This is a genomic window from Deltaproteobacteria bacterium, assembly GCA_016874775.1.
Taxonomy (GTDB): Bacteria; Desulfobacterota; Binatia; order Bin18; family Bin18; genus VGTJ01.
Map to the genome: position 1 here is coordinate 1 of VGTJ01000137.1, position 18,015 is coordinate 18,015.

Consider the following 18,015-nt stretch of genomic DNA (forward strand, 5'->3'; position numbering starts at 1 on the left):
GCGCTTGGAGGTGGTGCGCCGTTCGGCAGACGCCAAAGGCTTTACCGTGTTGCCCCGCCGCTGGGTGGTGGAGCGGTCCTTCGGTTGGCTGGGGCGCTAGCGGCGCTTGTGTCGGGACTTCGAACATACCACCGTTTCCAGTGACGCTATGGTGTACTTGGCCAGTATCCGGCGCACGCTGCGGATGGTGACGACGGAAAATACGAATTAAAAAACACTTTCTAAGGGTTTCAAGCGCAAATCGAGGGTGAGATCGCGGGCAAGCGATAACTCCAGTGGTTCGGCTAATGCTTGTTTGTGTTTACGCCAGACACGTAAGAGATAGGCGCCAGGGGGAATATCTGAAACGAGATACCGACCATCCACGGCAGTGACGGCAAAATACGGGTCCTTGACCACCAGCACACGCGCTTCCATCTCCAAGTGGACATTACATAGAAGCACCACCTCTCCCAGCGTATCTAGCCTTACCGATCGCACTTCGCCATGACCATCAGTGCCCAGGCTCAGTTTCCCAGCTCCTGGTGAAGGACTGAAAATTCCATGATGGACGTTATCGCTATTAACAAACTTAATGGTGGTACCCTGCACGACCGGTATCACATTTGGAGAAAAGGTAAGATTTCGCTGCTCAATGATCACGGGCTCACGTTTGGGCGTCGACTGTACCGCCTCAACACTTTCAAGATACACGATCACGCTTTCGACCGGCTTGTCGTTCAGCGTGACGGTGCCACTTAACGATGCAGCCTCGCTCTGGGCTGAGAGCAGTAGACAAGTCGCAAACGTGAACACCAATAGCGTAAATTTCACACCATCCCCTGTGTCATCCGGATTCTGATCTTCCTCTTTTTGCTAGATCGGGGGTTCGGGGATTTTTTTTAGGATGATACAGAGAGAGACTGGGGAGGGAGTGCTTCTATTTTTTCTGACCTCATCCTGGCCTTCTCCCTGATGGGAAAAGGAACCGCGAATGATCCACGCATCGTGGCCCTACCGGTCAAGTAAGGGAATGGGAGATGAGTTTTCTCAGTTCCCTCTTCTGTTACGAAGAGGGATAGGGTGAGGTTTTTAGCTCTGTCGTGAGCGCTTCTCAACGTTTAATGCAGCTTCTCGCAGGGCCTCTGGAAGCGTGGGGTGACCGTGCATGGCGCGGGCCATATCTTCAGCCGATGCGCCAAATTCCATCGCCATGACCGCTTCAGCAATGATGTCCGAAGCACGTGGTCCAACGATGTGCACTCCGAGAATACGATCAGTCTTCGCATCAGCAATGACTTTCACCATGCCATCAGCCTCATCCATGCATCGGGCCCGGCCATTGGCAAGGAAAGAAAAGGTACCGACTTTGTATTGGACCTCTGAAGCTTTTGCCGCTTCTTCAGAAAGACCGACTGACGCGACCTCAGGCCAGGTGTACACGATACCCGGCACGACATCATAGTTCACATGGCCCGCTTTCCCGGCCAGTAACTCAGCGAGTGCCACGCCTTCTTCCTCAGCTTTGTGCGCTAACATCGGACCTGTAATCGCATCGCCGAGCGCATATATGCCTGCGACGTTCGTCTGGTAGTGGTGATCAACTTTCACCCGACCGCGTTCATCGAACGCGACACCGATCTCGGCTGCGCCAAGGCCAGCAGTATAGGCTTTGCGCCCGACAGCAACGAGTACTCGGTCAGCCTTGAGTTCCTTGTTTTCTTTTTTATCGTTCTCAACAGTCAACGTCACTTCGCCGTTGTTCACCGTTGCTTGAGTGACCTTCGATCCGAGCATGAAGGAAAAGCCTTGCTTGGTCAGAGAACGTTGGAGAGCCGAGGCGATTTGTGCGTCGATCCCTGGAACAAGTCGAGGAAGCAGTTCGACCACGGTCACTTTCGCGCCGAGGCGAAGCCATACTGACCCTAACTCCAAGCCAATTGCTCCACCACCGACAACGACTAAATGTTGCGGAACCTGAGAAAAGGTCAGGGCTTCGGTTGAACTCACAATGCGTTCACCATCAAAGGGCACGGTCGGCAGGGCAATCGGTTCACTACCAGTGGCAATGACGATGGCTCTCGCTTGCACGTCTTGTGTCGAACCATCAGCGGCAGTGATCGTCACTGTTCGAGCATCACGAAAACGCGCCTGGCCTTGCAGGCGCGTCACTTTATTTTTCTTAAAGAGGCCCTCGATCCCTTTCGTCAACCCTTCGACAACTTTGTCTTTGCGCTGCATCATCGCCGGGAGATCAAGCGTGACGTTACTACAGACGACGCCATGATGCGCGAACTTCTCTTTGGCTTGGGCAAACCATTCACTCGAATCGAGTAAAGCTTTGCTCGGGATACAGCCAACGTTGAGACAGGTGCCACCAAGCGTAGGCGACTTCTCCACACAGGCCGTGCGCAAGCCAAGCTGCGCGGCTCGGATTGCGCCCACATAACCGCCAGGGCCCGAGCCGATCACTAAGACATCAAATTGTTGTGTTTCAGCCATTCCTCAACCCGCATTCCGCAGTCGTCAATCCGCAATTAGGTTTATAGTCCGAACAGCATCCGGGCCGGGTCTTCAAGGCAGTCCTTGATCCGCCGCAGGAAAAGAACGGCCTCGCGACCATCAACAATGCGATGATCGTAAGACAGAGCCACATACATCATGGGGCGGACAACGATCTCATCGTTAGGTCCCGCAACGATCGGACGTTTTTCGATCTTATGCATGCCAAGGATGCCACTTTGCGGCGGATTGAGAATCGGCGTCGACATCAGCGAGCCATACACGCCACCATTACTAATAGTGAAAGTCCCGCCAGCAAGTTCCTCAACTTTGATTTTCCCAGCACGCGCCCGCTGACCGAGTTCACCCAATTCGATCTCAATTTGCGCAAAACTCTTGCGGTCCACCTCACGAATCACTGGCACCAGTAACCCTTGCTCGGTTCCGACCGCAATGCCGAGGTCATAATAATTCTTATAGATGATGTCCTCACCACGAATCTCAGCATTGATCGCCGGGAAGGCACGGAGCGCTTCTACACTCGCTTTCGCGAAGATCGACATAAAGCCGAGCGAAATACCGTAGCGCTCCTTGAAGCTCTCATTGTATTTGGAGCGCAGCGCCATCGCCGCACTCATGTCAATTTCGTTGAACGTGGTTAGAATCGCCGCCGTGTTTTGCACTTGCTTGAGGCGTTCGGCGATGCGTCGGCGAATACGGCTCATTGGCTGGGGTTGTTCACGCGGCACGTTCCCATCCGCAAACGCGGCAACAATCGGCGGTGGCGCTGCAGGACGTTGGACGGGAGCAGGTGGTGTGGACACTGGTGCTGGTGCGGCTTTCGCGGATACGTGTTCCAGGACATCACCCTTGGTTATCCTTCCACCACGACCGGTAGCGGCAACATCGGTAGGGTTCACCGCATGCTCTTCGACCAGGCGACGCACGGCTGGGCTTAATGGTGCAACAGGGGTTTGTGGCTGCACGGGCGCAACTGGTGCTGGAGTTGGAGATTTTGCCGCCGCAGTTGGTGCTGGACGGGCAGTGGCCGTGGCTCCTGGAGTCACGCGTCCAATCACCTCGCCAATCTCGACTTTTTCACCTGCGGGTTTGAGAATCTCGCTTAAGACCCCAGCCTCTGGGGCAGCAAGTTCCATTGTCGCTTTATCAGTTTCGATTTCGACAACGATTTCGTCACGTTCAACCGCTTCGCCAGCATCTTTGAGCCAGCGCAAAATCGTTCCCTCGGTAATCGATTCACCGAGAGCGGGAATCACAATATCAACACTCATAGATTTCCTTCGAAGAGTTATCAGTCATCAGTTCTCAGTTTTCAGTACAAGCAGAAAAGTCTGTTTGTACTGAACTGGTCGCTGACAACTGACAACTGATTACTTTCCCCCTGCGAGAGCTTGATTCAGTAATTGCGTTTGCTGCTGCTGATGGATCTTTTGATATCCAACCGCAGGGCTTGCTTGCGCTTGTCGTCCCGCATAACGGAGAATTTGGCGTGCGCGTAGGAGTGGAGAAAGATGTTCCAAGATGAAAGTCCACGCTCCCATGTTGCGTGGTTCTTCTTGCACCCATACCACATCATTGGCTTGCGCGTAGCGGTTCAGCACTTCGGTCAACTGTTGTTCAGGCAGAGGATAGAGCTGCTCAAGACGAACGATAGCCGCGTCGTTTCGTCCGAGCTTCTCTCGCTCGGCTAACAAGTCGTAGTAGACCTTACCGCTACACAACAAGATCTGTTTCACACCCTTCGGGTCAACAGTGACTGTGCTTTGCGGAGCTATACTTTCATCCAAGACTTCATGGAACGCACCATCTGCCAACTCAGTAACTGAAGATACCGCCAATTTATGACGCAAGAGGCTCTTAGGGGTAAATACCACCAAAGGCTTACGAAAGTCGCGCTTCACTTGTCGGCGCAGGAGGTGGAAGATCTGCGCCGGGGTCGTGCAGTTAGCAACCTGGATGTTCTCCTCTGCGCAGAGTTGCAAATAGCGCTCCATCCGTGCACTGGAATGTTCCGGCCCTTGTCCTTCATAGCCATGCGGCAAGAGGAGCACGAGGCCACTCATACGTTGCCATTTTGATTCACTACTGGTGAGATATTGATCGACGATGATTTGCGCACCATTGGCAAAATCACCGAATTGCGCTTCCCAGATCACTAGCGCATTGGGGCTGTCCATACTGTAACCAAAATCGAACCCCATCACCGCATATTCAGATAGCGGACTGTTGTACACGCTAAATTGCGCTTGCCCTTCACGGAGGTTGGCTAAGGGAAAGTACTGGAGCCCAGTGTCGTAATCGACCAGGACCGCATGTCGATGGCTAAACGTGCCGCGAGCACTGTCCTGCCCACTCAGGCGTACCGGAATGCCTTCACAGACAAGCGACCCATACGCTAATAATTCAGCTAAGCCCCAATCGATTTGTCCGTTAGCAAGAACCGTCTCGGTTCGGGCTTGGACCAATTTTTCTACTTTGGGATTGAGGGTAAAGTTTTCTGGTACGGCAGAAAGACGACGCGCAATATATTCCAATAGTTCGCGTTTCACTCGCGTATCAACTCGGCCATTATGTGCTCGCGTTAGGCCTTGCCAGACACCACCGAGAGCTTCAGCCGACGGACGTAATGGCTGACTTTTGACCGTATCGAGCGCGGTCTGCAAACGCTCACGGAAAGATTTCTCAATCGACTTTGCTTCGGCATCACTCAGCTCGTTCTGATCAAGAAGCCGCTCACGATAGAGCCACGCGGCATGCCGCTTGTCCTTGATCGCACGGTACATACGCGGCTGGGTAAAACTCGGCTCATCGCCTTCGTTATGACCATGACGACGATAGCAGACCACATCGAGGACGACGTCACGCCTGAATGTCTGACGGAAATCGACCGCCAGCATGGCAACACGAGCAACAGCTTCAGGATCATCGCCATTCACATGAAAGATCGGCGCTTGAATCGACTTCGCAATGTCGGTGGTGTATGACCCGGAAAACCCGTCTTCAGGGTCAGTGGTAAAACCAATTTGATTGTTGACGACGATGTGGATCGTGCCACCAGTGGTGTACCCTCGCAATTGCGAAAGATTGAGCGTTTCACTCACGACCCCTTGGCCAGCAAAGGCGGCATTGCCATGCAATAAAAGCGGAACAACGCGTGTACGCTCACGGTCGTCGCGACGGTCTTGTTTGGCACGGACACGACCTTCAACCACAGGATTGACTGTTTCAAGATGGCTGGGATTCGCCGTCAGCGTGAGATGGACTTTTTTGCCGTTCTGGGCAAGGTGATCAGCCGAGAAACCCAAGTGATATTTCACATCGCCAGAACCCATCATGGAATTGGGGTCGACATTACCATCAAACTCAGAAAACACTTGCTCAAAGGATTTCCCCAACAGGTTCACAAGCACGTTGAGGCGCCCACGATGGGCCATACCGATGACGATCTCCTCCACGCCGTGCTCTGCAGCGTGATCAACCAACCGTTCCATCATCGGAATTGTCGACTCCGCTCCTTCGAGGGAAAAGCGCTTATGACCAACGAACTTCGTATGTAGGAAGGTTTCAAATGTCTCAGCCGCGTAGAGTTTCGAGAGGATCGAGCGCTTAATCTCGACGGGGAAGGATACTCGTTTCCGCTTGTCCTCCATGTGCGCTTGAATCCAACTTCGTTGCGCAGGATCCTGGATATGCATGAACTCAACCGCCAGGGTCCCACAGTAGGCTTCACGGAGAGTAGATAAGATTCCGCGCAACGTGACCGCTGGCATACCGGAGAGGCGTGCGGCGCTAAACTCGCGCTCCATATCCTCTTCAGTAAAGCCATAGTAGCTAGGTTCGAGTTCAGGATGGGACCGTCGCGGCGCGATTCCGAGTGGATCAAGATCGGCCTGAAAATGACCACGTTCACGATAGGCGCGAATGAGCTGTAGGACACGAGCTTGCCGTTCGATGTCCGCAGCGGATATCGGCTCCGCGTGGGTGGCGCCGTTGGTCGTTGAAGGAGTCGAGGCCCCACTAGCGAGGTGGGAAAAATATTCCCGCCATTCCTCATCAACTGACTCCGGCGCTTTTAAGTATTGGAGATATAACGTCTCGACGAATTCAGCGTTTTCATTGAGCAGAGCAAATTCGAGCGGAGCACGGTCTGCACCGTTCGCTCCCTCCAACGCGGCAGGTTCCATAGTCTTCATGCGGCTTTCTGTCCTGGAAGTTCGCCTCTGGCCTTCCCCTTATCAAGCTCGGTAGCGTGGCCCTGGCAATGTCAGAAGAACTCTTCCTCGGCGAGTATGTATTTGCCTCTACTATATCGTGATTACCCGTCCACCTCTACCACCATCTCAATCTCCACCGCGATCCCAAACGGTAATTGATACATGCCAACCGCTGAACGGGCATGGCGGCCACGATCCCCGAATAACTCAACGAACAGATCGGATGCGCCATTGATGACTTTAGGCTGGTCGGGAAAGTCTTCTGTACAGTTGACGAATCCTAAAACCTTGACAATACGACGGACTTTGTCAAGGTCGCCGATCACCCCTTTAAGCGACTGAAGCATATTGAGGGCAACCACTTTCGCGGCGTCATACCCTTGTTCAACAGTTAAATCCCGGCCAACTTTTCCTCTGATACGGGAAACTTTTCCATCTACCATTGTCACTGGGCCATGCCCAGAGATAAAAACCAAGTTGCCAGTGCGTACTGCAGGAACATAGTTCGCCACCGGAGTCGGGGTTGGTGGGAGCGTAAGCCCGAGCGTTGCAAGCTTTTTCTCAACTTCCATAGTTTTTCCCTTTCTATTTCAATTCAATTCTGAGCGGTCAGCCGTCAGCTATCAGCTTTCAGCTTGAGGACACAGATCGAACACACCGGCCAACTATAACCTATCCCCTGTGCCCTATTCCCATCTGGCTGTTAGCTGACCGCTGATAGCTGAATTCTCTCAACTCATCGTCACCATTTTGTCTGGATCACCGGGAACTGTTCCATTACGAATCTTCTCCGGCATTTTTGGGTCGGCGTTTTCCCACACTAACAACATCGAACGCTCAGGGGCAAACCCTTGGTGTTGGATATCCGAAGGCATAGCGCACACATCTCCAGGTCGCATGCGCACATACGCCATCAGTTCACCAGTATTTTGATCACAGACCTCCCAATCGATCTGGCCATTCAACTGGATAAACCATTCAACCCGATCATTCCCATGTTTCACCGGCAGCCGATGCTCTTCAGTCGTGGGGCAAAAGAGACTGTGCTCCAATACTGAAACAATCGAGGGATTCCACGTGACATCCGAGCGTGCGAGATATTCATAGAGGTTCACCAAGCCAAATTTGTTTTCTTGTCCAGACTTGATGTGCATCTCGCCGTACTTGAATTCGATCCCTTTGAAGCCATCGTTGATCGGATATTCAGGTTCTTGTCGATCAGACTGTTTGACAATACGGGTTGTCAGCACCCGTTTGCGATGAATCGCCTCAATATTTGAGGAGCGTTTCGGACCTACGGCTGATCCAGTTTCGCGCGGTGCGGCAAACGGATCAAAGTCAGCCGGCACCCAATCTTCCAACATCTGCGTAAACGTACGCTCAACTTCACCACGATTCAGCTCTTCCGCATGCCAGAAGCCACCTTGCTTAAGCGTTTTGTGGTATTTCCCAGCAAAGACTTCCACGGTCCCATAGTGGTTAATCGTGCCAAATATGTCATCGAACTTCACCATGCCGTAGAAAAAGCTCCAGGCCACATCACGTTGCAGAGGCTTGAGGAACGCATCAATGTCGAGCTTATGCTCCATCTCTTTCCCGGTCTGCGTGGGAAAGTAGATATGCGCAAAGTAATCATCACGGGTGAAGCGAAATTTGCTTAATTGGAATTCTTTGTACGCGGACATGGTTGTTCTCCATTTCCCTTCTACAATTCATGCGCCAACATGGGGCTAGGGGCTAGGGACTTGGGGCTTGGGGGAAAGAAGAACCAGCCTCACGCCTCTACTTACGTCGCTTCTTCGGCTCCCAGACTCCTAGACTCCCAGACTCCTAGACTTCTAGACTTTCCCCGACCATCCCTCACAAATCGTTTCCCAGGCCAGTATCGTCCCGTCGCTCTGCTTGGCTTGCTGGAGTAAGAGTGATCGCTTCGCAGCGCTAAACTTATAGGCCATTCCTTTTGGCAACAGACACAGATTCCCTTCGCGGACGATGATGTACCCCATCTCTTCACCTGGAACATCTACATGTGCTCCTGCAGCAAGTTCAACGCGAGGCTCCATGAAATCAACTCGGACTTCTCCTTCAAGGCAAACGATAAACTCATCGTGCGGCTGTAAACGCCACTGCGGCATGACCCCTTCAGCAGCGATACACTCAACCACATATGGGCCATTCTTTGCAACCGCAATTTTTTCGTAGGGTTTCGCGCGGGCACCGATCTCATAGACGTTGGAGTAGACGTATCGCTTGACGTTCTCGCGCGGGTCAACAATATCAACTCCACCTTTTTCATAGTGAGCCATACTTGCGGCTTGCGGCGCATCTTTTGTTGGTTTCATCTTTTCTCCTTTGCCGGAGCTTCGGCAGGTATCGCTGGGGGTGGCTCGGCAGGTATCGGATCTTGCGTTGCCGCTTTCCCCCATTGCAATAAATAATTCACCACAGTCCCCACGCGACTTTGGTCGTACCATTCACCCGCTGCGGGAAAAACAATCGTCAAACAGATCACGACGAATCCAAGCAAAAACAGAAATCGCAGGATTTTGCTGATCGCGACCAGCAAAGCAAGCGCAACCCCAAGGAGAATTAGCTGCACTTTAGAAAGGCTAAGGAGGAAAGCCCATCCCTGCCAAAAAGACTCTGCATCCATAGGGCTCTTACAATATCATTAGAAAATCATCCGTGCACCGCCAAACCAACCTGTATGGTGAGCGCGCACGATATAGAAGACGACCAGGGCAATCACTACCACAACCCAGCGCAATTCACTCACATTCAATGGTTGCCGTTTATCAATAATTGCGGCAAAGGGGACAAAAGAGGTCTGTTCCTTAAAAGCTGCGTACCCAGGAACATCAATAACCTTACGTCCATCTTGATGTGCGGCACCAATCCACGAGAACACACTAAACCCACCGAAAAAGATCAGGTCGGTCAGCGTACCGTTCATTAAACAATGCGCGATTCCAAAGAGAAAGATGGCCGCAAATGTCGGATGACGTGTGATCCGCGTGACGCCATACGCTTCTGGCACTCCGCTCGCGGGCATCATTGAACTCGGAGGGCGCGCGACCAACCCACTCACCAGAAGAACAAAGGCAAACGCCATAAGCAGCACATTGAAATCCTTCGCGATCAACTCAAGCCCAAGGAAAGAGTGCCAGAATTGGACGCCGGTGTGTTTATGGTTTCCGTAGTACATAGCCAAAGGAATGAACGTCGCGAAAGCAACCAGCGAGTAAATCCCCTGAAACGGACGTTCACCAACTTTGGCAATCAACTGTGGCCGGACAAAGGAGGAAGACAGGAGAATGTGTGATCCACCAAAGAGCACCCACCAAAATAAAACGACAAATGCTTCCCACATTTTTCCACTCCGTGGAGGGGCTGGGGGCTAGGGCTAACCACAAGTCCCTAGTCCCCAGCCCCTGGTCTCTCGTTAGCGCGCGATATATCCCCCATCAATCACAAACGGTGCACCAGTGGCAAAAGACGATTCATCGCTGGCGAGAAACAGGGCAGCATTGGCAATTTCTTCTGGCCTGCCCAAGCGACCAACAGGTTCGGTCCGCACGATTCGCTCGCGTGGTCGTCCGCCCACCACACGATCGACCATCGGCGTTTCGATCACGCCCGGACAGATACAATTGACGCGAATGTTCTTGTCAGCATACTCAAGCGCAGCCAAACGGGTTAGATTGATCACTCCTGCCTTTGCTGCGGCATAGGCCCCGCTACCAGGAAACCCAACCATTCCCGCCACCGACGCCGTACTAATAATCGACCCACCACCTTGTTTGATCATCTCAGGAATCACGTACTTCATTCCCAAGTAAACTGAGGTCAGGTCGATAGCAATGACACGATCCCAATCTTCTTCTTTGAGATTAGCGAGCTTCGATGACGGACCTTCAATCCCAGCGTTATTAAAAAGGACATCGACACGACCATAATTGCGAATGGTCGCACCAATCATGTTCTGGACATCGGCTGATTTGGACACATCAGCTTGCACAAAGACGGCTTCCCCACCTGCCTCTGTAATCTGCCGGACTGTTTCCTTCCCACCTTCGAGCACATAATCCGCGACGACCACTTTTGCCCCTTCACGAGCAAACAGCAGACATGATGCCCGCCCAATGCCAGAACCACCACCGGTGATGATTGCTACTTTGCCTTTGAGTCTGTCCATTGTTTCTCCTTATTGGGGCTCTGGGATGTTGTAGGCTCTAGGCGCCAGAAAAAAAAGAAACCTAATTCTTTTTCCCTTTCTTTACCCAAAGCCCAACTTCCAGAGCCCAGAGCCTAGTTAAACCGCTTCCGTGCCTGCGCGCGCAACTCCTCGCGAAACTGCGGATGTGAAATGTCGACCAACGCCTCTGCACGCTGGCGTTCACTTTTTCCAGCAAGGGCAGCGATTCCATATTCAGTCACCACGTAGTCAACATACGTACGCGGTAACGAGACAATCTGCCCCTCGGGAAACATTGAAACGATGCGAGAGACCGTTCCACCACGTGCCGTCGACGGCAACACCGTAATCGAACGTCCGCCTGGAGACAAATACGCCCCAAGTACGAAATCGAGTTGCCCAGCCACACCAGTAAACATCTGCGGACCAAACGCTTCTGCTGTCACTTGCCCGGTGAAATCCACCGCTAAGGCATTGTTGATCGCGACTTGATTATGATTTTGTGCAATCACTGCCGGATTGTTCGTGTAGAAGGCATCGCGCAACTCGACAACTGGATTATTATTGACAAACGCATAGTCTTCCGGCTCGATGAACATCCCCGTCGCCACCAGCTTTTCAGGATGCAACGTCTTGCGTTTGCCGGTAATCACTCCACATTTGTAGAGGTCGATCATTGAGGAGGTAAGAATTTCCGAATGCACGCCAAGATCATTCTTTTCGCGCAAATAAAAGCCAGTAAACATCGATACCGACCCCAAGCCAATCTGGATGGTATCCCCATCGTTCACCAATGATGCAACCAGGGCACCGACCTTCTTTGCAGCTTCTTCCTCTTCCGGCGAAATCACTGGTGAAATGCGAAACGGTGGAACCGGTTCCGGCTGTTCAACCAGATAGTCAATCTGTGAGACATGGACGTAGTTATCTCCGCCAGTTCGAATGACCAACGGGTTCATCTCGGCTATCACCAACCGTGACCTTTTAACCCATTCACGGGAGTACCACAGTTGCTCTCCAAAGCTGCAGAACCCTTGATCATTGGGTGGAGAGAGCGTGAGGAAACAAACATCCGCCTCCATCATCGGTGCTGAGCGCCCTGGTTCAGCCCACTTCGACGGAGAATACACAGTGTTGATCGAGTATTCGATCCGTTTTTCTTGATACAGTGGGCGAGAAATCGCTGAGAGATAACCAGCCTGAATTTTGAAGGCCGCACTCCGCTCCTTATCAAACCACGGATACGGCTTCATCGCATTACTGGTGAGGATTTCTACATCGCGCAACTCCTGCCAACGATCACACAGCGCGTTCGCAATATATTGTGGCTCTAACGTGGCTAAGCCAGTTAACACTCGTTGGCCAGACTTCACCATGCTGGCAGCTTGTTTGATGGTAATGAGTTTATCGCGATAGATATCCTGCCACTTCATTAGTCGCTCCTTGTTGCCTTTTGGGTCTAGGGGCTAGGGGCTTGGGACTAGTAAAACAAAGTAAAGTACTAATTAACTTTTCGCTCCTAGTGCTTTGTAAAGGCCTCGTAACATCTTGCCAACAATAGCAAGTTGTTTGAGAAGATCGCTCTTATTTTTTACGTTCAGGTACTCCAATTCATGACTGAGGGTGACTTGGGTTTCCAGTTCGGCAACAGAGCCCATTGCTATCGAGATGAAGCGCCTGAATTCATTTGCTCCAGTCCTCGTGTGACCTTCAGCCAAGTTCGAAGGAATAGAGACAGCCGCCCGACGCATTTGGTTGACTAAACCAAATCTCTCCTCCGAGGGGAAACTCTTCGTCGCCTGATAGCTCTCTTTTGCCAAAGTCATGGCTTTTTGCCAGACCTCCAAGTCTTGGTAACTTCTGACATGACTCACCTCCGTACTCTTATTGTTCACAAGTCCCAAGCCTCTAGTCCCTAGTCCCCAATTACAAGTCCCAAGCCCCAAGCCCCAAGCCCCAAAATTCCTAGCGACTACTTTAGGCCCCTCAAAACCTCCTCTGCTTCAGAGACGATACCAGCAACGATCTCTGCCGCAGGCCTAATATCATTAATCAACCCACACGACTCCCCAGCATACAGAGCTGTACGTTCCATATCGCCGGTAAATCCTGTCATTGGCGGAAAGACCCCATAGCGTGGCATGTCGACCGTGGTTCCAGCGATTTGCATTGCTCCGTTGGTAGTTCCTTCACCAGGACGTTTCCCTGTTTCGGGACGACCAACGGCTTCCCATTCATTCATCTCTTTGTTGCGTAACACACGGTGAGCGGCGTTGGGCCAACCCACATCAAAGAGAAGTGTGTAAACAGTATCTTCAGCGTTGGCGCGAGTCACCCGTTCTTTGTATGCCTGTGTGACCAGGGTCTCCTCGCTACAGAGAAAGCGCGTACCCATCGACACCGCCTGTGCGCCGAGACTCAACGCCGCAACGACACCCCTGCCGTTCGCGATCCCACCTGCGGCAATCACTGGTACCAGTTTCACCGCTTCAACCACGGCAGGAACAATTGTCGATAAGGAAGTCGTGCTCTTTACATGACCTCCAGCTTCAACGCCTTGGGCAATGATGCCGTCCACGCCAGCCGCAGCGGCAGCTTTGGCTTCTTCCACTGAACCAACTTGAATGAAGACCTTCGTGCCGCGTTTGTGAGCTTCTTCAACGTACGGTTTCGGATCGCCCCAGAAGAGCACGAGAATCGGCACTTTCTCGTCGAGACAGGCTTCGATCTGTCCCTCTTGTAGCATTGGCAGAATAATATTGACGCCGAACGGCTTGTTCGTCAGCGTGCGCAGTTGTTGAATCTGTTGGCGAATATAAGGGGCGGGTAATCCACCCATACCCAACACGCCACAGCCACCAGCATTCGACACCGCCGCAACCAACCCCGGCCCAGCCATACCACCGCCCATACCAACAGAAAAGATAGGATACTCAATCCCAAGTTGCCGACAGAGTGGAGTTTTTAGCATAGAGCCTCCCGAGAAAGACTTGCTGGTGTATGTCTCACGGGAGGGGGGAGAAATCAACTCGGGGAATGATGGGACGAGAGACTAGTAGATAGTCCAGAAAGTTTTGATGGATAACTCAAGGGACGTCATTCCCGCGAAGGCGGGAATCCAGGAGGCTTAACTACAGGCCACTGCTGAATTTCCCTGGCTGCCCGCCTGCGCGGGCATGACGAAACCCGATCCCTCAAAATTAAATGGACTGACGACTAGAGGCTAGGGGTTGGTGGAAGCGGAACATTCTCTTGTTCATATGTTCATTCAACGGACGAGGGGCAATGCTATCAAACAACACGCGGAACCGGGGCCAAAGGAGTCTCTTTTCTGCCGCTCACCTTTGACAATACCGCCTCAAGCATAGGCCGCATCAGCGTCAGCCGTTTGGCTTGAATGATCAGATCCCAGGCAGGCTCGAACTTCTTCCATCCCACGCTGTAGCAGAAGTGCTTGAGGCAATGCTTAAGTGTCATATGATTCCGGCTCGCCTCAGCGATGGAACTCCATCGGTAGAACTCTTTGTATGCCCAGTCGTATCCAGCTTTCAGTTCGTCGGCTGAAAGTCCTTGAGTCTGATACACAACATGGCGCGTGTCATAGAGATCCCAATTACGAGTTGTGATGCGCCCTGCTGCTTCCATTTTGCTGAAAAGCGCGGTGCCCGGATATGGCGTGAGAGTGTGAAACGTCGCCGTAGTGATACCGTTGTCAATTGCCCAGTCAACTGTGCGACGAAACACATCTCGATCATCATCATCAAGCCCAAAGACAAAGCTCCCGTTAATCATGATGCCAAGATCATCAAGCCGTCGAATTGCCGCCTGATAATCTTGACCAAGATTTTGGCGTTTGTTGCTTTGCTTGAGATTCGCTGGACTCAAGGACTCAAATCCTACGAACAGACTCCGCAACCCAACTTCCGCCGCCCGCTCAATGAGGTCTCCTCGCAGGATTGAGTCCACGGTCGCCGCGCCTTGAAACAACCGTCCCATGCCACGCATACCCGCAAACAAGGCCGCAGCAAACTTACGATCGCCAAACAAGTGGTCATCAAGAAAATATAAATGACGCCCTGGCAGGCGCTCGATTTCCGCCAGGGCATCATCAACGCGTTGGGTATAGAAAGATTTACCTCCCCGCGAAGAAGGCATCTTTGTAACAAAACTCACAGTGATGCGGACATCCGCGCGTCACCACAATCGAGTTTGGGACCAGATAGAGTTCACGCTTGATCAGGTCCTGACGGACTAGAGGGATGCGCTCAAGAGTCCGCACCGGAGACGAGTAACACCGTCGCGGCTGGCCTTGGGCGAAGTCACGAAGAAATTGCGGAAACGTTTCTTCTCCTGGTCCCAGGAAAATTGAGTCGGCATGGCAGAGTGCTTCATCGGGCAACGACGTGACATGAAGCCCGCCTAACACCACATAACATCCTTTGCGTCGATAATGGTCGGCAATGGCATACGCGCGATACGCATTCGTGATGTACACCTGAATGATCACAAGGTCTGGCTCGTCATCGAGTGTCAGCCGCTCAACATGCTCATCAACGATGACGGCTTCATCTTCAGGAGCGAGATAGGCTGCTAACGTTGCCAATCCCAGTGGAGGAAACAAGGAGTACTGAATTGGCCGCCAGTGCGGACTGGTCGCTTCGGTAAGCGCCGGGAGGATGAATTTTACTTTCATTATTCCTCCCCTCTTAACGTGAAGCCCAACCGCTTTGCCCGGTAGTCGGTGACCTCTGCCCACGCCCGAGACCGACTCCAATTCCAGGTTCGCCAGTCTGACGTTGTTGGTGGTGACCAGCGGAGCAGCAGTTGATCAACCACCGCCCGTCGCTTTTCTTCAGTGAGTGTCGGCAGTACGGCAAATAACGTGGGGACCGCATCTGCACTCAGTGACGTTACATAGTTGGCATCCAATGAAGCAGCGGCACCTTCGCGATCGATGTTCGTGCGAACGATGACGGCATCGGGATTCACGACATTCAAAAGTACAGCCGTCGCAATGCCCGACACGAGCATGCCGAAGGCAAAGTGGTCACGTTTGCCTTGCAATACAGTGAGCGAAAACCATACAAACACAACTGCCAGCCAGCCCATGAACGCTGTTGAATAGAAGCGCAATTCCGTGAGACCATACTGACTCTGATACAACCACATGCGCTGGACAGCGGAGATCATGATCACAAACAGTAGAGCGATTAGCGTTCCCGCCAATCCACGAAAGATCTGCTCATGTAGAGGTTGTTCTTTACGTAGCAGCCAGTGAACAACTAACAAGAGTGGTAAGACCAGTGCCGCAACAGTGACTAACTCAAAGAAGCCGCGGCGGGTATATTCGGCAAGCGTCAGACCTGGGACGGCGGTGACCGCTTCGCTTCCGCCAAAGAAGTAGCGAAATTGCACCCAAACAAACGCCAGGAACAACGCATTGAGGAGCCCCAACATGACCGTCACCTCAATAACTCCGAGTGATTTGGCTTCCCTATTCTTTGGAGCAGGCGGTTGCCATTCCGGCGTGATCAACATTTGCCGCAAGAGACCACCAACGAGCCAGGCTATAACCACAATGAAAAACAGGTGCCCAAGGTATTCTGTAAACAGCCAATGGAACACGGCTGTTGCCAATTGCTCGAACGCGGCATCCGCAGAGGTAAGCAGCGTCCCAAAGATCCAGAGGAGTGGTAAGCTGAACATGGCGCCACGCGCAAGTGCGCGTGCCGTCCCTGACCATTGCGAATGCGGGATCTCCTGCCAATCGATATCTGTGGTAAGCAATGGAGCACTGCCGCTCAACGTCTGGCCGAAGGCATAACTCACCTTAGCTGTATAATCCGTCACTTCCGCTATTCGGATTTGCCCAGAGCGGTAATGTAAAATGGCCAGGGCCAGGAGGCTGAAGAGCGCGGCACTATTGACGAGGTGCAACGTGGCCGAATCCCGCCAGGCAAACGCCACCGCAAAGAAGAGCACTGGAACCAGCAACCCCTCGCCTTCACCCGCCACGGAGATACGCTGCCACCGCACCAGCCCGACACCACCAACCAACAGTAACGCCATCCACAGTCCCACATTGATCCCCCAAGGTGTTACTCGCAGCAGCGCATCTCCGGCCACACCAAGGACTAGCGCCAGTGCAACAACGCTCAGCCCTCGCTGAGATTTATCACTTAGCGTTCCAAATTGATTTTCCATAGAGCGCCTTTCGTAAAGAACTTTGCGATGCAAAGAGAGAAGATAAAAAAATTCCCCTTATGTTGCGGAGGCAGGAATCGGGCGAGAAATATGAGCAATACGAGGCAAGAGCCAACCACAGGTCGCACCGACAACCAAAGCAGTCCCCCAAAATGAAGCCGGCCATTGGACCATGAAAAGAGTGCTCCAGTTCCCATCAAAGAGCAGTCCGAGTCCCCAGAGCGACGCCAGTCCGCATACAGCACCGACACTACTCATCCGCACCTGAACGTCAGCAATACTGTCTCCGCGTCGCAGCCAGGCTCTCGCCAGGAGTCCACACAGAACAGCGAAGACAATTCCAAACGGTGCACAGAGAATCGACACAAAAAGTGACATATTAAAAACAACGAAGAAAAAAGAGAACAGCGTCGGAAACTCAGACCAGTTTTCCGCGCGGAGAAGCAGTAAGGCTGTAGTCGCAAGCAACGGTGGAACAATAGTACCGAACAACGCCGCACGAATGAGGCTGACATCAGCTGTCTGCGATCGGGAAACCGAGTTCATTGGTGTCATTATGAGTGCTGAGTCAATAATCATACCAGCCTTTCCTCCGTAGCGTGCGCGGTGTGCACGGAGAGTCACGGGGTGACGAGAAGCAGTCGTGCGCGCCGTGCACGCTACACAAAACCGTTCGGTATCAAACGCAGGACCTCAACTCCCTGCCTTCACCAATCGCCCCCAGGGAAGCCTCCGAGCGGACGATTTTTTCTCCACCGCCGCAACTGACTCCGCCGCTTTTTGCAGAATTTCTTCTAAGAAAGTGTTTTTTAATTCGTATTTTCCGTCGTCACCATCCGCAGCGTGCGCCGGATACTGGCCAAGTACACCATAGCGTCACTGGAAACGGTGGTATGTTCG

General features: G+C 52.5%; 15 protein-coding genes and 1 pseudogene. All 16 read right to left on the reverse strand.

The window, feature by feature from the left end; genetic code table 11:
* Positions 1-207: 207 nt before the first annotated feature.
* A complete protein-coding gene (locus FJ147_20445; GenBank protein MBM4258252.1) occupies positions 208-813 on the reverse strand; it encodes a hypothetical protein in 606 nt (201 codons plus the stop codon).
* A 258-nt stretch (positions 814-1,071) separates the two neighbouring features.
* Positions 1,072-2,481, reverse strand: a complete 1,410-nt coding sequence (gene lpdA / locus FJ147_20450) for a dihydrolipoyl dehydrogenase (GenBank protein ID MBM4258253.1) — start codon at positions 2,479-2,481, stop codon at positions 1,072-1,074.
* A gap of 41 nt (positions 2,482-2,522) precedes the next feature.
* A complete protein-coding gene (gene odhB, locus FJ147_20455; GenBank protein ID MBM4258254.1) occupies positions 2,523-3,773 on the reverse strand; it encodes a 2-oxoglutarate dehydrogenase complex dihydrolipoyllysine-residue succinyltransferase in 1,251 nt (416 codons plus the stop codon).
* 99 nt (positions 3,774-3,872) lie between these two features.
* Positions 3,873-6,686, reverse strand: a complete 2,814-nt coding sequence (locus FJ147_20460; GenBank protein ID MBM4258255.1) for a 2-oxoglutarate dehydrogenase E1 component — start codon at positions 6,684-6,686, stop codon at positions 3,873-3,875.
* A gap of 131 nt (positions 6,687-6,817) precedes the next feature.
* Positions 6,818-7,288 (reverse strand): RidA family protein, encoded by a 471-nt coding sequence (locus FJ147_20465; GenBank protein ID MBM4258256.1) that lies wholly within the window; start codon positions 7,286-7,288, stop codon positions 6,818-6,820.
* A 159-nt stretch (positions 7,289-7,447) separates the two neighbouring features.
* Positions 7,448-8,401, reverse strand: coding sequence for a hydroxyquinol 1,2-dioxygenase (locus FJ147_20470; protein ID MBM4258257.1), 954 nt, complete (start codon positions 8,399-8,401; stop codon positions 7,448-7,450).
* 153 nt (positions 8,402-8,554) lie between these two features.
* Positions 8,555-9,058, reverse strand: a complete 504-nt coding sequence (locus tag FJ147_20475; GenBank protein ID MBM4258258.1) for a hydroxyquinol 1,2-dioxygenase — start codon at positions 9,056-9,058, stop codon at positions 8,555-8,557.
* A complete protein-coding gene (locus FJ147_20480; GenBank protein MBM4258259.1) occupies positions 9,055-9,369 on the reverse strand; it encodes a hypothetical protein in 315 nt (104 codons plus the stop codon). The genes FJ147_20475 and FJ147_20480 overlap by 4 nt, the downstream gene beginning before the upstream one ends.
* Before the next feature lie 18 nt (positions 9,370-9,387).
* The gene (locus FJ147_20485) at positions 9,388-10,086 is read right to left on the reverse strand and encodes a hypothetical protein (GenBank protein ID MBM4258260.1); all 699 of its coding nucleotides are present in this window, start codon (positions 10,084-10,086) and stop codon (positions 9,388-9,390) included.
* 72 nt (positions 10,087-10,158) lie between these two features.
* Positions 10,159-10,911 carry a glucose 1-dehydrogenase gene (locus FJ147_20490; protein ID MBM4258261.1) on the reverse strand — a complete coding sequence of 251 codons (753 nt, stop codon included), beginning with the start codon at positions 10,909-10,911 and terminating at the stop codon, positions 10,159-10,161.
* A 113-nt stretch (positions 10,912-11,024) separates the two neighbouring features.
* A complete protein-coding gene (locus FJ147_20495) occupies positions 11,025-12,344 on the reverse strand; it encodes a 4-hydroxybutyrate CoA-transferase (protein ID MBM4258262.1) in 1,320 nt (439 codons plus the stop codon).
* A gap of 72 nt (positions 12,345-12,416) precedes the next feature.
* A complete protein-coding gene (locus tag FJ147_20500) occupies positions 12,417-12,737 on the reverse strand; it encodes a four helix bundle protein (GenBank protein MBM4258263.1) in 321 nt (106 codons plus the stop codon).
* Between the two features lie 146 nt (positions 12,738-12,883).
* The gene (locus FJ147_20505) at positions 12,884-13,882 is read right to left on the reverse strand and encodes a nitronate monooxygenase (GenBank protein ID MBM4258264.1); all 999 of its coding nucleotides are present in this window, start codon (positions 13,880-13,882) and stop codon (positions 12,884-12,886) included.
* A gap of 320 nt (positions 13,883-14,202) precedes the next feature.
* A pseudogene (locus tag FJ147_20510) lies at positions 14,203-15,604 on the reverse strand (B12-binding domain-containing radical SAM protein).
* Positions 15,604-17,115 carry a DUF4173 domain-containing protein gene (locus FJ147_20515; protein MBM4258265.1) on the reverse strand — a complete coding sequence of 504 codons (1,512 nt, stop codon included), beginning with the start codon at positions 17,113-17,115 and terminating at the stop codon, positions 15,604-15,606. Before FJ147_20515 ends, FJ147_20510 begins: the two are co-directional and overlap by 1 nt.
* Before the next feature lie 57 nt (positions 17,116-17,172).
* Positions 17,173-17,694, reverse strand: coding sequence for a hypothetical protein (locus tag FJ147_20520; GenBank protein MBM4258266.1), 522 nt, complete (start codon positions 17,692-17,694; stop codon positions 17,173-17,175).
* Positions 17,695-18,015 lie beyond the last annotated feature (321 nt).

What these genes read in the sequence shown, in the direction of transcription:
- FJ147_20495 (MBM4258262.1), bottom strand. Translation starts at nt 12,344, where the DNA reads ATGAAGTGGCAGGATATCTATCGCGATAAACTCATTACCATCAAACAA.
- odhB (MBM4258254.1), bottom strand. Translation starts at nt 3,773, where the DNA reads ATGAGTGTTGATATTGTGATTCCCGCTCTCGGTGAATCGATTACCGAG.
- FJ147_20505 (MBM4258264.1), bottom strand. Translation starts at nt 13,882, where the DNA reads ATGCTAAAAACTCCACTCTGTCGGCAACTTGGGATTGAGTATCCTATC.
- FJ147_20520 (MBM4258266.1), bottom strand. Translation starts at nt 17,694, where the DNA reads ATGATTATTGACTCAGCACTCATAATGACACCAATGAACTCGGTTTCC.
- FJ147_20480 (MBM4258259.1), bottom strand. Translation starts at nt 9,369, where the DNA reads ATGGATGCAGAGTCTTTTTGGCAGGGATGGGCTTTCCTCCTTAGCCTT.
- FJ147_20485 (MBM4258260.1), bottom strand. Translation starts at nt 10,086, where the DNA reads ATGTGGGAAGCATTTGTCGTTTTATTTTGGTGGGTGCTCTTTGGTGGA.
- FJ147_20500 (MBM4258263.1), bottom strand. Translation starts at nt 12,737, where the DNA reads ATGACTTTGGCAAAAGAGAGCTATCAGGCGACGAAGAGTTTCCCCTCG.
- lpdA (MBM4258253.1), bottom strand. Translation starts at nt 2,481, where the DNA reads ATGGCTGAAACACAACAATTTGATGTCTTAGTGATCGGCTCGGGCCCT.
- FJ147_20465 (MBM4258256.1), bottom strand. Translation starts at nt 7,288, where the DNA reads ATGGAAGTTGAGAAAAAGCTTGCAACGCTCGGGCTTACGCTCCCACCA.
- FJ147_20475 (MBM4258258.1), bottom strand. Translation starts at nt 9,058, where the DNA reads ATGAAACCAACAAAAGATGCGCCGCAAGCCGCAAGTATGGCTCACTAT.
- FJ147_20460 (MBM4258255.1), bottom strand. Translation starts at nt 6,686, where the DNA reads ATGGAACCTGCCGCGTTGGAGGGAGCGAACGGTGCAGACCGTGCTCCG.
- FJ147_20470 (MBM4258257.1), bottom strand. Translation starts at nt 8,401, where the DNA reads ATGTCCGCGTACAAAGAATTCCAATTAAGCAAATTTCGCTTCACCCGT.
- FJ147_20490 (MBM4258261.1), bottom strand. Translation starts at nt 10,911, where the DNA reads ATGGACAGACTCAAAGGCAAAGTAGCAATCATCACCGGTGGTGGTTCT.
- FJ147_20515 (MBM4258265.1), bottom strand. Translation starts at nt 17,115, where the DNA reads ATGGAAAATCAATTTGGAACGCTAAGTGATAAATCTCAGCGAGGGCTG.